Origin of the sequence: Providencia sp. PROV188 (genome assembly GCF_027595165.1) — a bacterium.
In the GTDB taxonomy this organism is placed as follows: Bacteria; Pseudomonadota; Gammaproteobacteria; order Enterobacterales; family Enterobacteriaceae; genus Providencia; species Providencia lanzhouensis.
The window spans coordinates 1,768,281-1,785,091 of the sequence record NZ_CP097291.1 but is presented as its reverse complement, the minus strand read 5'-3'; the positions used below and the strand labels follow the sequence as shown (position 1 = coordinate 1,785,091).

The 16,811-nt window shown below is 42.8% G+C and carries 13 protein-coding genes; 2 read left to right on the top strand and 11 right to left on the bottom strand.

Going from position 1 to position 16,811, the window contains the following annotated elements; genetic code table 11:
* Positions 1-12 precede the first annotated feature (12 nt).
* On the top strand, positions 13-339 hold the full coding sequence (locus M5X66_RS18715; protein WP_154599289.1) for a hypothetical protein: 327 nt from the start codon (positions 13-15) through the stop codon (positions 337-339).
* 108 nt (positions 340-447) lie between these two features.
* Here the strand turns inward: M5X66_RS18715 and ahpF are convergent, their stop codons facing one another.
* The 6 genes from ahpF to M5X66_RS08040 all read right to left on the bottom strand — a co-directional run bounded on the left by ahpF (position 448) and on the right by M5X66_RS08040 (position 8,796).
* Positions 448-2,022: an alkyl hydroperoxide reductase subunit F gene (gene ahpF / locus M5X66_RS08065; protein ID WP_154609875.1), complete on the bottom strand. Its 1,575-nt coding sequence runs from the start codon at positions 2,020-2,022 to the stop codon at positions 448-450.
* Between the two features lie 126 nt (positions 2,023-2,148).
* A complete protein-coding gene (gene ahpC / locus M5X66_RS08060) occupies positions 2,149-2,712 on the bottom strand; it encodes an alkyl hydroperoxide reductase subunit C (protein ID WP_006659869.1) in 564 nt (187 codons plus the stop codon).
* A gap of 222 nt (positions 2,713-2,934) precedes the next feature.
* Positions 2,935-4,062 carry an ABC transporter permease gene (locus M5X66_RS08055; protein ID WP_036948121.1) on the bottom strand — a complete coding sequence of 376 codons (1,128 nt, stop codon included), beginning with the start codon at positions 4,060-4,062 and terminating at the stop codon, positions 2,935-2,937.
* Positions 4,063-4,064: 2 nt separating this feature from the next.
* Positions 4,065-6,806 (bottom strand): ribosome-associated ATPase/putative transporter RbbA, encoded by a 2,742-nt coding sequence (gene rbbA / locus M5X66_RS08050; protein WP_270104028.1) that lies wholly within the window; start codon positions 6,804-6,806, stop codon positions 4,065-4,067.
* A gap of 41 nt (positions 6,807-6,847) precedes the next feature.
* The gene (locus M5X66_RS08045) at positions 6,848-7,918 is read right to left on the bottom strand and encodes an HlyD family secretion protein (RefSeq protein WP_108478161.1); all 1,071 of its coding nucleotides are present in this window, start codon (positions 7,916-7,918) and stop codon (positions 6,848-6,850) included.
* Positions 7,919-8,319: 401 nt separating this feature from the next.
* Positions 8,320-8,796, bottom strand: a complete 477-nt coding sequence (locus tag M5X66_RS08040) for a GNAT family N-acetyltransferase (RefSeq protein WP_036948127.1) — start codon at positions 8,794-8,796, stop codon at positions 8,320-8,322.
* Between the two features lie 414 nt (positions 8,797-9,210).
* Between M5X66_RS08040 and M5X66_RS08035 the strand changes: the two genes are divergently transcribed.
* Positions 9,211-10,956, top strand: a complete 1,746-nt coding sequence (locus tag M5X66_RS08035; protein WP_270103993.1) for an ABC-F family ATP-binding cassette domain-containing protein — start codon at positions 9,211-9,213, stop codon at positions 10,954-10,956.
* Positions 10,957-11,155: 199 nt separating this feature from the next.
* On the opposite strand, the gene M5X66_RS08030 is transcribed toward M5X66_RS08035, so the two are convergent.
* The 5 genes from M5X66_RS08030 to M5X66_RS08010 all read right to left on the bottom strand — a co-directional run bounded on the left by M5X66_RS08030 (position 11,156) and on the right by M5X66_RS08010 (position 16,806).
* Complete coding sequence (locus M5X66_RS08030; protein ID WP_036948133.1) at positions 11,156-11,374, bottom strand: hypothetical protein; 219 nt, start codon at positions 11,372-11,374, stop codon at positions 11,156-11,158.
* 1 nt (position 11,375) lies between these two features.
* A complete protein-coding gene (locus M5X66_RS08025; RefSeq protein WP_051422547.1) occupies positions 11,376-11,972 on the bottom strand; it encodes a PadR family transcriptional regulator in 597 nt (198 codons plus the stop codon).
* A 249-nt stretch (positions 11,973-12,221) separates the two neighbouring features.
* On the bottom strand, positions 12,222-13,370 hold the full coding sequence (gene tyrP, locus M5X66_RS08020) for a tyrosine transporter TyrP (RefSeq protein ID WP_270104027.1): 1,149 nt from the start codon (positions 13,368-13,370) through the stop codon (positions 12,222-12,224).
* An 82-nt stretch (positions 13,371-13,452) separates the two neighbouring features.
* Complete coding sequence (locus M5X66_RS08015) at positions 13,453-15,393, bottom strand: pyridoxal phosphate-dependent decarboxylase family protein (RefSeq protein WP_036948139.1); 1,941 nt, start codon at positions 15,391-15,393, stop codon at positions 13,453-13,455.
* A gap of 402 nt (positions 15,394-15,795) precedes the next feature.
* Positions 15,796-16,806 carry an NAD(P)H-quinone oxidoreductase gene (locus M5X66_RS08010; RefSeq protein ID WP_080675593.1) on the bottom strand — a complete coding sequence of 337 codons (1,011 nt, stop codon included), beginning with the start codon at positions 16,804-16,806 and terminating at the stop codon, positions 15,796-15,798.
* Positions 16,807-16,811 lie beyond the last annotated feature (5 nt).

Here is a 16,811-nt window from a genome sequence, read left to right as displayed (position 1 = left end):
AGGAGAAACGCAATGGCGAATCAATTCCGAGAAAAACAAGTCCCTTTAATGTTATTTGTTTCTTACAGCGATAATTCATTTAAACAACATCATCCAAGAGCATCTCATGGGGGAAATAATATGGATTCAAAGTTAAATAGCTTAGAAAAAGAGATCGATAAAATGAAAAATGATCTGCATGAAGTCAAAACCAATATCGCCATAATTAAATCCAACTATTCCACCAAAGAAGCTTTAGCCGCCAGCGCCAATAAAATCATTTTATGGTTTGTGGGTAGTGTGATATTGACTCAATTACTACCAGTGGTGGCTAGAGTTGTGGATGTGTGGGTAAAGTGATTAGCAATTATATTAATGAAATTGCCTTACTTATCTTGATTATTAGAACCACAAAAAAAAGGCACTCGCCCCCGAGTGCCTTTTGGCTACAACCCGCTAAACTATGAGCTATTCAGCGGTTCTGGTACTTGTGCGGATCAGGTAATCAAATGCGCTCAATGCGGCTTTGGCACCCTCTCCGGCGGAAATGATAATCTGTTTATAAGGCACTGTTGTACAGTCACCAGCGGCGAATACGCCCTTCACACTCGTTTCATTACGTGCATCGACTTCGATTTCGCCCATACGATTGCGAGCAACAGTATCACCTAACCAATTGGTATTTGGTAATAAACCGATTTGAACAAACGCACCGGCTACTTCCAAAGAGTGCACGCTTTCATCCGTGCGGTCTTTGTACTCTAAGCTAGTCATCTTGCTGCCATCGCCTTTAACTTCAAGCGTTTGAGCATTCAAAATAATATCGATATTGCTCAGGCTGCGGGCTTTGGCTTGCAGCACGGAGTCCGCTTTCAATTCTGACGCGAATTCCAATACCGTCACATGCTCAACGATACCCGCTAAATCGATAGCTGCTTCGATACCGGAGTTACCACCACCGATTACCGCGACGCGTTTGCCTTTAAACAATGGACCATCACAGTGAGGACAGAATGTCACTCCTTTTGTGCGGTACTCTTGTTCGCCCGGAACCCCCATATTTCTCCAGCGTGCGCCAGTAGCAATAATAATACTGCGCGCCTTCATCACACCGCCTGATGCAGTTTCGATTTGGTGATATCCGCCAATTTGTTCAGCAGGAATAAGCTTAGTGACGGATTGACCATCAATCACATCCACATTGTAGCTATCCACATGATTTTTCAGGGCGCCAGCTAAAATTGCACCTTCAGTTTTTAATACCGAGATATAGTTTTCGATATCAACGGTATCCATGACTTGCCCACCGAAACGCTCACCGATAACACCGGTACGAATGCCTTTACGCGCAGTATAAACCGCAGCGGATGCACCCGCTGGACCACTACCGATGATCAGAACTTCAAATGGGTCACGTTCGCTAATCGCTTTTGCCGCACGCGCGTCAGCATTGGTATCCAACTTGCTCACGATTTCGCTTAATGTCATGCGACCTTGACCAAATTCTTTGCCGTTTAAGAAAACAGCAGGAACACCCATGATGTTGCGTTCATCAATTTCGTTTTGGAACAGCGCACCATCAATCGCCGTATGGCTGATGTTCGGATTCAATACCGCCATTAAGTTCAGCGCCTGCACGACGTCAGGGCAGTTATGGCAAGATAATGAATAGTAAGTTTCAAAGTTAAAGTCGCCTTCCAGCCCTTTCACTTGATCCAACAATTCTTGTGCTTCTTTAGATGGATGACCACCCACTTGCAGGAGAGCAAGCACTAAAGAGGTAAATTCATGGCCTAATGGTGAGCCCGCAAAACGCACGCCAATATTAGTCCCTGGGTTGGTGATTAAAAATGAAGGTGTTCTTTGTGCAACATCGTGCTCTTCACGCACAGTCACCTTGTCAGACAGCGACGCAATTTGTTCAAGTAATTGTTTTATTTCAATTGATTTTGCGCTGTCATCTAAATTCGAAACTAACTCTACGGGTTTAGTTAATCTTTCCAGATAGGCTTTTAATTGAGCCTGTAAATTATTATCGAGCATGTAATCCCCTTGGTCATAAAATCGGGTACATATACCCGTCGAATAGCCCGTTGCAGGCTTTTACTTAATTGTGTTTAGCGCCTGCAACGTGGCTTATTTTGCAATATTCTTATCGAGGGTTATCGATTAGATTTTGCCGACTAAATCTAAAGATGGAGACAGTGTTGCTTCACCTTCTTTCCATTTAGCTGGGCAAACTTCACCTGGGTGGCTTGCAACGTATTGAGCAGCTTTAACTTTACGCAGTAAGTCAGCAGCGTCACGACCAATGCCTTCCGCAGTGATTTCGATAGCTTGGATGATACCTTGTGGGTCAACAACAAATGTACCACGGTCAGCCAGACCTTCGTTTTCACGCATGTTTTCGAAGTTACGAGTCAGAGCACCTGTTGGGTCGCCGATCATCGCATATTTGATTTTACCGATGGTTTCAGAGCTTTCGTGCCATGCTTTGTGAGTAAAGTGGGTGTCAGTCGATACAGAATAGATATCTACGCCCATTTTTTGGAATTCAGCGTAATGGTCAGCAATGTCGCCTAATTCAGTTGGGCAAACGAAAGTGAAGTCCGCTGGATAGAAGAAGAAAACGCTCCATTTACCCGCAACATCTTTCTCTGTTACTTCGATAAATTTACCGTCTTTAAAAGCTTGATTAGAAAAAGGTTTGATTTGAGTATTAATTAATGACATTTGATGTCCTCCTGTTTGGTTGACTATTAAGTTACTGTTTCGCAGAGACTTAATCCAATCAGTCGTTGCTATCGATTTGATAGGCAAAATCTAATCATTAATTAAAAATTGATAGGCATAGTATTTTATATGGTGCAGCATTAGAACGCTTGCCGATAAAATCTGCAAGCGTTTTGTGAGAAGTAATTCGAGGTAATTTAATGGGAGCTGATGCAATAAAAACTATGCCATTGTGGCAATGGTTTTGCGAAAGCGCATTAATGCAAAGCTGAAGAATACGCTACCAATGACCACTAAAATAACAAACTGCGGCCACACAATTTCGAATCCCGCACCACGATATAAAATGGCTTGCGCTAGGCTAACAAAGTGGGTTGTCGGCATGGTTAGCATGATGTCTTGCACCAGTTGCGGCATACTTTCACGGGCAGTCATCCCCCCAGAAAGCATGTTTAATGGTAACAACACTAAGATCATCAATAGACCAAATTGTGGCATTGAGCGTGCAATCGTCCCCATAAAAATCCCAATCGATGTGGTGGCAAACAGGCTGAGCGCCACCCCACACATAAACAGCAATATCGACCCTTCAATCGGTACTTGCAGCAAGGTTTTCACCACCAGCAACAGGGAGACTGCCGAGGCAATCAGTACCACTAATCCCATCGACCAAATCTTTGACATCATGATTTCGAAAGGCGTTAACGGCATCACCATTAAATGCTCGACGGTACCATGTTCACGTTCTCGGATCAGTGCAGCGCCAGTTAGAACAATCGATAACATTGTAATGTTGTTAATGATAGCCATCACCGAACCAAACCAAGATTGCGTTAAGTTTGGGTTAAACCGCATACGCACTTCAAGATCAACCGGTAAACGCCCTTGGCTGCGGTATTTCGCCAAAAATTCGTTCACTTCTCCTAAGGTAATATTCTGAATGTAGCTATTCCCTAAAAAAGCCTGACTCATACGTGTTGCATCGATATTAACTTGCAATTGAGGATGGCGCCCTGCAAGTACATCCCGTTGAAAGTTAGGTGGAATATCAATTGCAAACGTATAGGCACCTCTATCCAGTAAGCCATCTATTTCATTCGGTACAATATCCGCTGGCGGTAAGAAATACGGTTCATAGAAGCTATTAATAATACGGTTTGAAAGCTGGGATTTATCCTGATCTGCAATGGCTATCGGAGCATTATGCAGTGAACCCGGCGTTACCGTTGCAGATGAATAAATCGAGACAGTAAACGCAAACACAATCAGCGCCAGCATCGCTTTATCACGCCCTAAGCTTCGTAATTCTTTCACGCCTAAGTTAAAAATATTCTGTATTTTACGAAACATCCCTATGCCTCCTGCTTTTTCAGGAAATAAACACTCAAGCCAATCACAATCGGGATCGTGATGGCTAGCGGGATAAATGAAGCTTGTAAATCAAAGAAATTAAGCCCTTTAGAGAAGGTTCCCCGTGTGATCGTCAAAAAGTGGGATGTTGGGTAAATCTGCCCTACCCAGCGACCAATCCCTTCCAAGGAAGAAACTGGGTCTATCATGCCGGAAAATTGTGTCGCGGGGATCAAGGTAATAATCGAGGTCCCAAAAATGGCCGCGATTTGGCTTTTCATAAAACAGGAAATCAGCAGCCCCATTCCCGTTGCAATGGTGATATACAAAAATGCCGCTAAACTCAATGACAAGAAACTACCTTTAAATTCCACACCAAAAACATAGACGGATAAAATGCAAAGTAAAACAAAGTTGAACATCCCTAAAACAATATAAGGAAGTTGTTTACCGAGCAGGAATTCTAATTTGGTGATCGGGGTGACATAAAGGTTAATAATTGAGCCCAACTCTTTTTCACGCACCACACTGAGCGCGCTGAGCATTGCAGGGATCATCATTAATAATAGAGGAATAACGGCGGGAACAATCGCCGGTAAGCTACGAACATCCGGGTTATAACGATAGCGTGTTTCAATATCAATAGCCGGAATTCCTGCAACACCTGCCGGCTGACGCGCCGCCATCGTGCTTAACCACGCTAAATGCATCGCTTGCACATAACCACGCACCGTTTCCGCTCGGTTTGGCATCGCACCGTCTATCCATACGCCCAGTTTAACGTTATTTCCTTTGGCAATATCACGAGCAAAATTAGGTGGAATTTCAATCGCCACAGTGATTTTTCCGCTGCGCATACCTGATTCGAGCTGCTCATAATCTTGCAATGGAGGCTGCTCAATAAAATAGCGAGAACCTGCTAAGTTCAGCGTATAACCTTGGCTTAAGCCCGTTTGGTCTCGGTCGAGCACAGCAAAACGTAGGTTTTCCACGTCCATGCTGATCCCATATCCCATGATAAACATCAGGATCACCGTCCCTAATAACGCTAATGTGGAACGTACAGGATCCCGCCGTAACTCCATACCTTCACGAATGCTATAGCTAAATAAGCGTCGTAAACTGAAGCGTTTTTTGAGTGCTTCCGCTGCTTGCTCTTTCAGTTTTGCATCCACATGAAATTCAGGGGCGGTCTCTTTGCCCGTATCTTTATCGCCCACCGCATCCTGCAAATAGGCAATAAACGTGGCTTCTAAGGTATCTAATCCACGCTTTTCGATCAGGTTTTCTGGCGTATCGCAATCCAGTACTTTGCCCGCATGCATCAATGAAATACGGTCGCAGCGTTCCGCTTCATTCATAAAGTGGGTGGAGATAAAAATAGTGACACCGTCACGTCTTGAAAGATCGACCATTAAGTTCCAGAACATATCCCGCGCGACAGGGTCAACCCCAGAAGTCGGTTCATCAAGGATCAGCATTTCCGGCTGATGGATAACCGCCACAGCCAAAGAGAGGCGTTGGCGTATCCCTAGGGGTAAGTCATCAGGCAGCGTTTCACGCACATCCTCCAAGTCAAAACGCTGGCACATTTCATCAATGCGCTGGTTAATTTTATCTTCGGGAATGTGGAATAGTTTGGCATGTAATTCAAGGTTTTGCTGAACACTTAATTCGCTGTACAAGGAGAAAGCTTGGGACATGTATCCCACGCGTTTGCGGGTTTCAATATCTTTTGGATCAATCTCTTGCCCGAAGAGCCATGCTTGCCCTTCACTGGCTTGCAATAAGCCTGTTAACATTTTCATGGTGGTGGATTTACCACACCCGTTGGAACCTAAAAAGCCGAATATCTCCCCTTTCGGAATTTTAAAATTCACATGATCCACCGCCACAAAGTTACCGAAACGCATCGTTAAATCCTGAGCTTCGATAGCGATAACGTCATCACCTCGTGTATCTCGAGGAGGAATAACCACTTTTTGGTGACCAGCACGTTTTTCTTCGGGTAATAACGCGATAAAGGCCGCTTCGAGGTCATTACAACCCGTTTGGGCTTTTAATTCAGAAGCATGCCCAGTTGCCATCACCTTGCCATCATCCATCGCCACCAACCAATCAAATCGCTCCGCTTCTTCCATATAGGCCGTTGCCACCAGCACGCTCATATTGGTTTGGCGTTCTCGAATGCGGTCGATAAGATCCCAAAACTGTGCCCGAGATAAGGGGTCAACTCCCGTTGTCGGTTCATCAAGAATTAATAAATCTGGGTCATGAATTAACGCACAGCATAACCCTAGCTTTTGCTTCATTCCTCCCGATAACTTTCCTGCGGGTCGGTCTTTAAAGGGAGCTAGCCCTGTACTTTCAAGAAGATCCTGAATGCGATACGCTCGCTCTTCATTGGATTGCCCAAATAATCTGCCGAAAAAATCCACGTTCTCGTACACGGAAAGCGTATGGTAGAGGTTTTTTCCTAACCCTTGAGGCATGTAAGCAATTTTAGGGCAAACGTTGCGACGATGGTCTCTGTTATGCATGTCCCCATTGAGTACATTGACTTGCCCCTGCTGGATCACACGGGCGCCTGCAATCAGTGACATTAAGCTTGATTTGCCCACGCCATCGGGACCAATCAGCCCCACCATTTTTCGAGCAGGAATTGCGAGAGTGATGTCATCCAACGCACAGTTATCACCGTAATGTTGGCTGACATGCTGTAAATCAACAATCACATCATCCATCAATTTATCGGTCTTTGTTTTATGGATCATTGTGTTAGCGATCATTGTGGTAATCTCACCTCAAGATCAGTTGGCCATGCGGCTTGTGCATCTAAGCGAACGTATGCTTTTCCGGGCAAACCTGTTTTGACATATTCAAGGTGTTTTTCCAGCAATTCAGGAGAAATACGTGCACGAACGCGGAACATTAGTTTCAAGCGTTCATTTTGGGTTTCCACTGTTTTAGGCGTAAATTGTGCAACACTGGCAACGAATGAGGTTTTGGCTGGGATCACAATATTTGGGGCTGCATCGAGAATAATATGAACTTCACTTCCAAGAGCAACCTTGCCAGCTTGTTCTGTTGGCAAGAAAAAGGTCATATACACGTCACTTAAATCCACCATGTTCAGCACGCGACCACCCGCACCAAGGACTTCACCTGGCTCCGCCACTCGATATTGAATGCGTCCATTACGTGGTGCTTTTAGAATACTGTCTTCTAAATCAGCCGTGATGCGTCTTTCTGTTGCCGTTGCAGCTTCTACGCGGTTTTTCGCTTGGACGATACCCGCTTGTGCAGAGTCAATGGCGGCGGTGGATGCAGCAACTTGAGCCTTTGAAGCTTCAAGCGCAGCCTTTGCACCTTGCATTTGTGCTGTGTCGTCATCCACTTGCTGTTGAGAAACGGCTTTAGTTTTCACTAGGACGCGAGAACGATTTAACCGTTTTTGTGCAGCATCTAGCTCCGCTTCACGTTGACGAACAACTGCCTGAGCCGCCAGCTTTTCACTTTTGCGCTGTACTAACCCTGACTCTGCCGTGGCAACCGCACTAATGGCTTGGCGTAACTGAGCTTGTACTTCATGGAGTTGTTCCTGTAGGGCACGGGTATCCATACGGGCGAGTTCTTGCCCTTGTTGGACAAAGTCCCCTTCTTTGACAAGGATGGTATCGATTCGCCCCGCTGTTTTAGTCGCTATATCTATCTCGGTGGCTTCAATTCTGCCATTACTTTGTGCAAAACCCTCTGGAAGACTACTCGAGTTTTGGCTCCAGTAATAATATCCGGCCGCTATAATTGCCAGAACCAAAATAAGATAAAACGATACTTTGCGCTTATTTATTTTCATACCATCCCTTCTCTATTCATTGAATAAATTAGTGAACCACAGTTGTTTTTGGTCGATAATTAAATTAATTAGTCACATTACAAAACTGTTTTCTCTTGAAATAAATATCATCTACATTTTATTGTTTTATTATTTTTATAACGGACAAAGTCTATATAACAGCCATTTTGCGATGCTATCTTATTATTTATTATAACTTTATCAGAATTTAGCTTAGGTTAAATCGTTATGTATCACAAAAAAGTCACCCTCTCGAAAAAAGAGATTGTTTCAAGTGTAGATAGGAATATAAAAAAGTAACAATAAAGCCAGCAACGTTATTTGCTGGCTTTGACATGGTGATGAAAATATTATTTAAGCGTTAATGTTTTTTTAGCAGTTAATATTGCTTTACTAGCAAATTAATTGGCAAACTTCGCAATTGTTTCAGCATCCATGCGATATCGAACCCATTCGTCTTGTGGTTGTGCACCGATGCTTTGGTAAAAATCAATGGCTGGCTGATTCCAATCTAATACGCTCCACTCTAAGCGCTGGCACTGGCGTTCAAAAGCCAATTGAGCAATGTGCTTGAGGAGTTTTTTTCCTGCCCCCGCGCCACGGCACTCGGGTGAAACGTACAAATCTTCTAAATAAATCCCATTATTGCCTAACCATGTTGAATAACTGGTAAAAAATACGGCATAACCCGCCGGTTTACCGTCAACGTAACACAGTAACGCTTCGGTTTTGGAGTCTGGTGCGAACAATGAGTTTTCAATATCAGCAACACTGGCTTTTACTTCATGACGCGCTTTTTCATAGACGGCTAACTCAATAATCATGTCTAAAATCAGCGGGGCATCTTCACGGGTTGCCGTTCTAATTTGTATATCCATTATTATCTCTCTTGTTGTTTGAGGCTCAATTTTAACCATCGATGGCGCTAAACCCTAACGCTCAGCAGTTTTATTCATCAAAGCAACGCCATTATAAGAATGATTTATACCAATAATTCGCAACAACAGATAAACAGAATGAATGGGTCTATTGCTCTAAAATCCCCTTCTTTGCTATCATCCACCCCATTGTTCAACCGAAATATTGAAAATAAAAAAGGAGGCTAATCTTATGCTGTTGTGTGATCTTATTGAATACTCACACTTCTTTGGTAATCGCCAGAGCTCAGGCTTTCACAGTGTTACACTGCGATAACCCTGCCTGAGCAAAGCAGCTAAAGAGTCTTTTCTCAGCTTACTGGGTTGTCGTATCGACGATACCCGGCGTTTTTACGCCTAGAAATTGAGTAAGCTATGAGCACATTATTATCTGTAAAATCATTAAACTACGATACCTCCACCACCTCATTACTGTCTGATATCAGCTTCACTTTACTTCAAGGTGACCGTATTGGTTTGATTGGTCACAATGGTAGCGGCAAAAGTACCTTATTGAAGCTTTTGACCTCTCAGTTATCGCCAAATAGCGGGCAAATTACCTATTCCAATCATTGTGTGACTGCGTATATCGAGCAGCATCTTCCTGCGGAAGTCGCCCCATTAACCTTGATAGATGCGCTACTGCAAAAACTGCCCACGCAAGAACATGTTTCTGAACGTTGGCGAGCAGAAGTGTTATTAACGGAATTAGGGTTTGCACCTCATCAGTGGGAGCAATCGGCAAATGCCATTAGTGGCGGTCAACATACGCGTTTACTGTTAGGGCGTGCGTTAATCAGCCAGCCTGATTTATTGCTGTTAGATGAACCGAGTAACCATTTGGATTTACCTACCCTTATTTGGTTAGGGAATTTCCTTCAAAGTTGGAAAGGTAGCTTTGTGTTGGTTTCTCATGACCAATCTTTGTTGGATAAGGTGACAAACAGTACGTGGATTTTGCGAGATAAAACTCTGCATTTTTATCGGCTTCCATGCAGCCAAGCACGCCCAGCATTAGCAGAAACCGACCGCGCCGATGAGCATCGCTTTAACGCCGAGCAAAAGGAAATTGACCGTATTGCTTCAAGTGCCAAGCGGTTAGCGATTTGGGGCAAAGTTTATGACAATGAAGGGCTTGCTCGAAAAGCGAAGCAAATGGAAAAACAGATAGATCGTTTAAAAGAGGATCAAACAGACCTCACTGAAGGCTATCAATGGCAATTGTTACTGAATGGAAAAGCGATACCTGCGGATCGAGTACTTGAGTTAGATAATACACAAGTCACCACGCCGGATGGACAATTTCTGTTTTCAGTCCCCTTTTCGCAAGTGAAAAGCGGTGACCGAATTGCCATTATGGGTGCCAATGGCTGCGGAAAGTCCACGCTACTGCGTTTGATTTGGCAGCAATACCTTGCTGACCTGCGTTATGAAACACAGTTAAAGTTCCATCCAACGATTTCAGTAGGTTATTACGATCAGCAATTAACTCAGTTGAATGACCATGATAGTTTAATCGATGCATTGCGGCATTTTGCCCCTATCACCGATGAACAGCGAAAAATGGCGCTGATCAGTGCAGGATTTGCCTATTCTCGCCATCAGCAAAAAGTGGCAACGCTAAGTGGTGGTGAACGAGCGCGTTTGTTATTTATTGGGCTAAGTTTGGCGCAATATGCGCTAATTTTGCTGGATGAACCGACAAACCACCTTGATCTTGAAGGTAAGGAAGCGCTGAGTGAGCAAATTTCCCAATTCGAAGGGGCGCTGTTAGTCGTTAGTCATGATAAATGGTTAATTGAAAATAGTTGCCAGCGTTATTGGTATATTCATAATAATCGCTTGGAAGAGTATCTGGATCTGGAAGAAATTTACCAGAAGATAGAGAAACAATCCGCCTTCTCAGAGAACGAGTTGGAAGAGAGCCAAACCCGTTTAATTTCTGAAAATACACAAGGGGTCATGCCTCATTCTCATGAAGATGACCTACTTGAGCAGCTGTTGGAGCTGGAAGAAAAGTTAGCAGCAGATAAACAACGTAAAGTTGCGCATCAGAAGCCTCTTCTTCAGCAACAGTGGATTGAGGAAATGAAGCGAATTCAAACTTTGCTAGAGATCTAAAATAATAAAGCCCCTAGATGCCAACGTGCACTAGGGGCTTTTCATTGCTTCAATAACAAAACAATACCGTGATAAAATAATACCGTGACAAAATAATTATTAATAAAGTAACGCAAATCCTTATCGGTGAAATGGGGTCAATCACCCTATTTACTCTCATTTTATGAATAACTGTTTTGCCACCTGTGTTACATCTAACTTAATATTTCTGTTTTTTTGCTCGCTTAAAGTATGACATTGGCACACTAGGACAAACTACCTCTTTAAATTTAACCTTACTCTTCGGCACGGAATCTGCCTGTTCTTCTTTTGGCTCAGTTTGCTTATTTTCTTCCGGCTGCATCACTTGTTCTGGCTGCATGGTCTCTTTCATATGAATTTGCTCTTTAACTTGGATAATATGACGGGTTTTTGCCATGTTATTTTCCTTCTACTGCGTTCTTCTCTAAAACGGCGTTATTTTCCGAGACTACGTTATTTTCAGAAACTAATAGCGCCTCATTCACTTGCTCAATTCGTTTTACGGCTTGGTTGATAATATCCACCACTTGAGCCGATTCTTGCTTTGATAACTGCTGTAATACAATTTTATGCCGGAGTAATGATTTGAATTTATCTACCGCTAACTCAATTTCATTGGCAAATTGGTTACCCGCTTTCAGCTCTTGCGCATAATTTAGCTTCATTTTAACTTCAGCCAGAATGTCCGCTTTCAAAAGTAAAAAGCAGCGGCCTTCCGGCGTGATAGCAAAGCATTTACGCCCTTTACCCGTTTCTTTACTGGTTGAAATAAAATTCAGTTCTTCCAGTAATGTCAGTGTCGGATAAATCACGCCAGGGCTTGGGCAATAAAATCCAGCTGTTTCCTCACTGATTTTTTTTATCAGTTCATAACCATAATTCGCGCCATCTACGAGTAAATGCAAAATATAAATACGCAGCTGTTTTGGATTAAACATGCGCCGAACACTTTTACCCCCACATAGACATGTATCGAGGGTTTTTGGATTGTCCATTTGGTCTCTCAGTAAATGTGCAAAAAATAAAAACCGATATATCTAATATCATAATCGGTTTTCTGAATAATGCCAGAATTAGATATATCTGTTTTTATCATTACGTGCTAATGATAACTATTATCATTATGATAGCGAGAAAATTAGCGTCTTAGAGTACAAAAAGTGTTTTTAGTGATCCAAGTAAATGAAAAAAGCCAGTTCTGCGAGAGAACTGGCTTTCTAAATCAAAACAATAACTCGTTAGTGTTAGCCAATATCCGGCAGAACTTTGAAGACAATACCGAGCTGGATGCCGATAACTGCGATACCACACAGGAACACAATCACTAATGCTGGCTTACCACCAAGTACTTGGTATTTGCGAGGGTTAACATGGCGAGATTTCAGAGCCATCGCACTTGGCAGTAATAACGCTAAGATAGACAGCGCGATTGCCGCATAACCCAACGCCATCACGAAACCTTTCGGGTAAAACAATGCGAAAACAAGCGGAGGTAAAAAGGTAATCAGCCCGGTTTGGATACGCCCAGATGCATTATCTTGGCGCTTAAACAAGTCAGCTAAGAAGTCAAACAAGCCTAACGCAACCCCAAGGAATGATGTGGCTAATGCAAGGCTCATAAACATTTGCGCGACGAATTCAGTTTTACCTGACTGCGCAACTGTTTTAATGGCTTCCAATAGTCCATTTAACCCAGAATTCTCAGCTAAAATACCCACAAAGGTATTCGTGCTAATACTGCCCAGTGTAGCGATTTGCCATAAAATGTAAGCAACTAGCGGAATCGCACTTCCTAACACAAAGATAATTCGCAGTTTTTTGACATCACCGCCCATATATTTCACAACACTTGGCACACTTCCGTGGAAACCAAATGAGGTAAAGAAGACTGGGATAGCCGCGAGGATCAAAATTTTATCGGTTGGTGCTGATAGTAAATTTAACTGTTCCACATGCGGGAACATCATTGCCAGAATGATCACTAAAAAGACGATTTTCGCGGTAAACAAGATGCGGTTAATAAAATCGACGGATGAGGTACCAAAGCAAACAACCCCACCACCAATGATGGTAAAGACGACAATGCCCATCCAGTCTGCCATTTCAATGGCAAAACTACCTTTCAGATTGGAGGTAATGATTTGCCCTGCTCCCGTCACATAGGCGGCGGTTAAGGCATACATTAAAAACATCATACTAAAACCCGTGATGAACTTCCCACTCGAGCCTAAATAGCGCTGAGCAACGCTACCTATCCCTGTTTCATGGGATTCATGCTGGTAAACTTCTACCAGCAATAATGCGGTGTAGCACATTAGCGCCCACAGACCAAACAACATCACCAAACTAACTGAAAACCCATTACTTCCCGCTGCAATTGGCATTGCCAACATTCCAGCGCCGATCGTAGTACCTGCAACAATAAAAACACTACCAAGTGTGCGATTTTTCATATTGAGATCCTAACAAAATTAATTAAACACTAACTTTTTGAATGGAATGATTACGTTTATTTTCTTCATCAATGAGCTGTTGTAGTTTGTCTTCAAAGATGTTTCTTAATTCATTCCAGTAGTTATCGAAGTGCTGTTTATCACGCAGGCAATGGGTCATAATTGCGGCCCTTAATACATAAATTGAATGGACTTTGTGCCATTCCTCTTCCTTGAAATTCGCCTCTAGACACAGATTCTGAGGATTATCACCGTACTCTTCATGGGTTAGTGATGTTGACGACGTTAAAAAATCATTTGCATAAGTGCGTCCTGCTGCATAAGAGCAGAGTTCATACAAACGTTTATTTAACTGGTTTTGTTTCTCTAGTGAGGTGTTTCCCGTTTCCCTGAACATAAAGTTGATCATGTGGAAATCTGGTGCAGGCATCGCTGCCAATGTAAACTCACGCCCATCAATCACAAACGGCTCGCTGGCATTGATTTTTTCAATCATCCAATTGGCGGTTGTTACCCCAGCCGCAATGACTTTGCCATACCCCAATAAGTTCAGCGGAACTAACCGATGTGCAGCCCATACCGCCGCTGCCGTCGCACCAGCTTTTGAGCCTTCCATAATCGATGAACCCAGTAATACATTCTGTTGTTTATCGGTTTTACGACTACTTTCTTTCACTTCTTCAAACACATAGGCAGCATGATAGGAAATCAAATCGACAATGCGTTTGTCCTTCATACAAATCGCCCCAGCAGCATAAGGGATAAAACCGACTTTATGCGGATCGACTGTGATGGAGTCAGCTTGGTTTAAAGCTCGGAAACTCTGATAAACATCAGGCTTTGGCCAAACGATATCTGGCGGGAAAACACCTTCGTCATGGTAACGAGCAATAAGCGCATCATATTCAAGGAATTGGTTGTTTTCATCACGGAACATTGCACAGGCATAACCTGCATACGCCGCATCAATATGCACATAGAATGAAACGCCAAAGCGTTGCTCACATTCCTCGCGTAATTTAATGACTTCAGCGACGTTATCAATAGCACCTGTTTCAGTGGTACCTACAACAGCGACCACTGCAAGAATAGGCTCGCCTTTTTCAATCAATGAGAAAACAATGTCACGCATTTGCGAAACATCCGTGCGATAACGTTTATCAACGGGAAGTTGAACAATGTTTTGCTGCCCTAACCCTAAGATATCCATCGCTTTCATCCACGAATAATGCTTGGATTGCGGCACTAACAATTTACCGAGTTTACCTTGTTCAACACCGGTGCCTCGGCAGGTCAGATTGCGAATTTCTTCAAACAACCCTTGCTTTTTCAACTCATCAATCAGATCCAATACATCACTGGTACGCATATTCAGTAACGCGTTTTCTGAAACATCCGTTAAGAGTTGTTTGGCTTGAGGGTGGGATGCCATGGCTAAAGGTAAGGTTTTAATGTTTCTCGCGACCCATAACCCTTCGTAGTTAGCTACTGTGCCACCCGAGGTAATGTGCCCCCAAGATTTTTGCACGTCATACCCAAACATACCGCATAAATCTAACCCCGCTTCGATTTCTAATACCGTCGTTGTCGGTGAAGATTCTTGTGCGCAGTTATTTGGGTTGTACATCATAGCCATGACATACGCGAGATTGGAGATCATCAAAGTATCCGCGTTCATATGCCCCATGTAACGCGGTGAAAACCAAGGCACTGACGTAGTTTTTAACTTTGAGGAAAGCTGATTAAGGATACCTTCAGTGCGATATAACGTATCCCGATATTCCGGTGCATATCTATCGACGGTAGTAATTAAATCGGGATCTTCAGGATGATAACCAGAACGCCAATGCATATGCTCAGTCACTGCATATTCCATCATTTCTCTGAAAAATACCGCATTTTCAGATTTAGGTCCGAGGAACAATGCATCTACGTTCATGCTTTTATTTTTAAAATTATTCATTATCACTACACCTTCAAACTACAGCTGGCTGGCACCAGCTGCATTAAGTTACTCAACTCATTATCATTGGAAAGTGCAATAACGGGGGGATGTCTGTGTCGAATGACAACTTGTTAATGATATGACTAGACTTATATCCTTAACCTATATTCAGTAGTAGACAAGCCGTTAATGAGCCAACTTGTCTATAGATATAATCCATCTTCATTAAAACATTAACAAACTCATCTTAATTTTGTTCGGATTTGTGGACAGGCACAAAAATTCAAAAATTAATCATCTGTAAAGAGATATTTACGCTCAAAAGACTTGATAATGTAAATTATTTGTTATAAATAACAAATAATACCCTACGTAATTATTATCTAATTATATAAAGATTAAAAAATAGTTAGGTCGTAGCTACCTGTTTACTAAAATAATTTTACCAATCAAATCCCCTGACTCCATATGGTGATGTGCACGTTCCACCTGACACAATGTATATATTTTGTTAATTATTGGTTTTATCTTACCATTCTGTAACATTCCCCAAACTTGCTGATGCAGCTCTTTTGCGATTTGCGCTTTCTCTTCATTACTTCGAGAGCGCATTGTCGATCCAGTGTGAGTTAAACGTTTTACCATCATTGGCATCATGTTCAGCTGAGTTGGGTTTCCTTTCATCATGCCAATTTGGATAATCCGTCCAAATTTTGCGGCTACTACGTAATTTTTACTGACATAGTCTCCACCAATAATATCGACGACCATATTCACACCATGATGATTTGTATACTCCTGAGTCACTTTAACAAAATCGTCTGTTCGGTAATTAATCACACAATCCGCACCAAGTGATTTCGCCGCTATCGCTTTATCTTCTGAGCCAACCGTCGTTATCACCGTGGCACCAAAGGCTTTTGCTAACATGATGGCGACACTACCAATACCCGAGGTACCACCATGAATAAGTACTGTTTCCCCTTTTTTCAACTGCCCAATCTGGAACATATTCGCCCAAACAGTAAAAAAGTTTTCTGGGATAGCAGCCCCTTCTTCAAAGGATAAATTTCCTAATGGCAAAGCAATATCCTGATGCACTAAGCAGTACTCTGCGTAACCACCACCTGCTACAAGTGCACAAATTCGGTCGCCTATCGCCCACGTTGTTACATCATCAGCTTTAGCCACAACTGTACCTGATACCTCAAGTCCCATGATTGGTGAAGCATCTGGCGGTGGTGGGTATGAGCCTTTGCGTTGGAAAATGTCAGGACGGTTAACACCTGAGGCTTCCACTTTAACGATTAAATGACCAGGAAGGAGTTTAGGGAGCGGAATTTCTATTAGCTGCAGTTCATCCGAAACGCTTGGATCAATAATGTCGACAGCTGTCATTAATGGGGGCAACGACATCAAATTGTTATTCATTATGA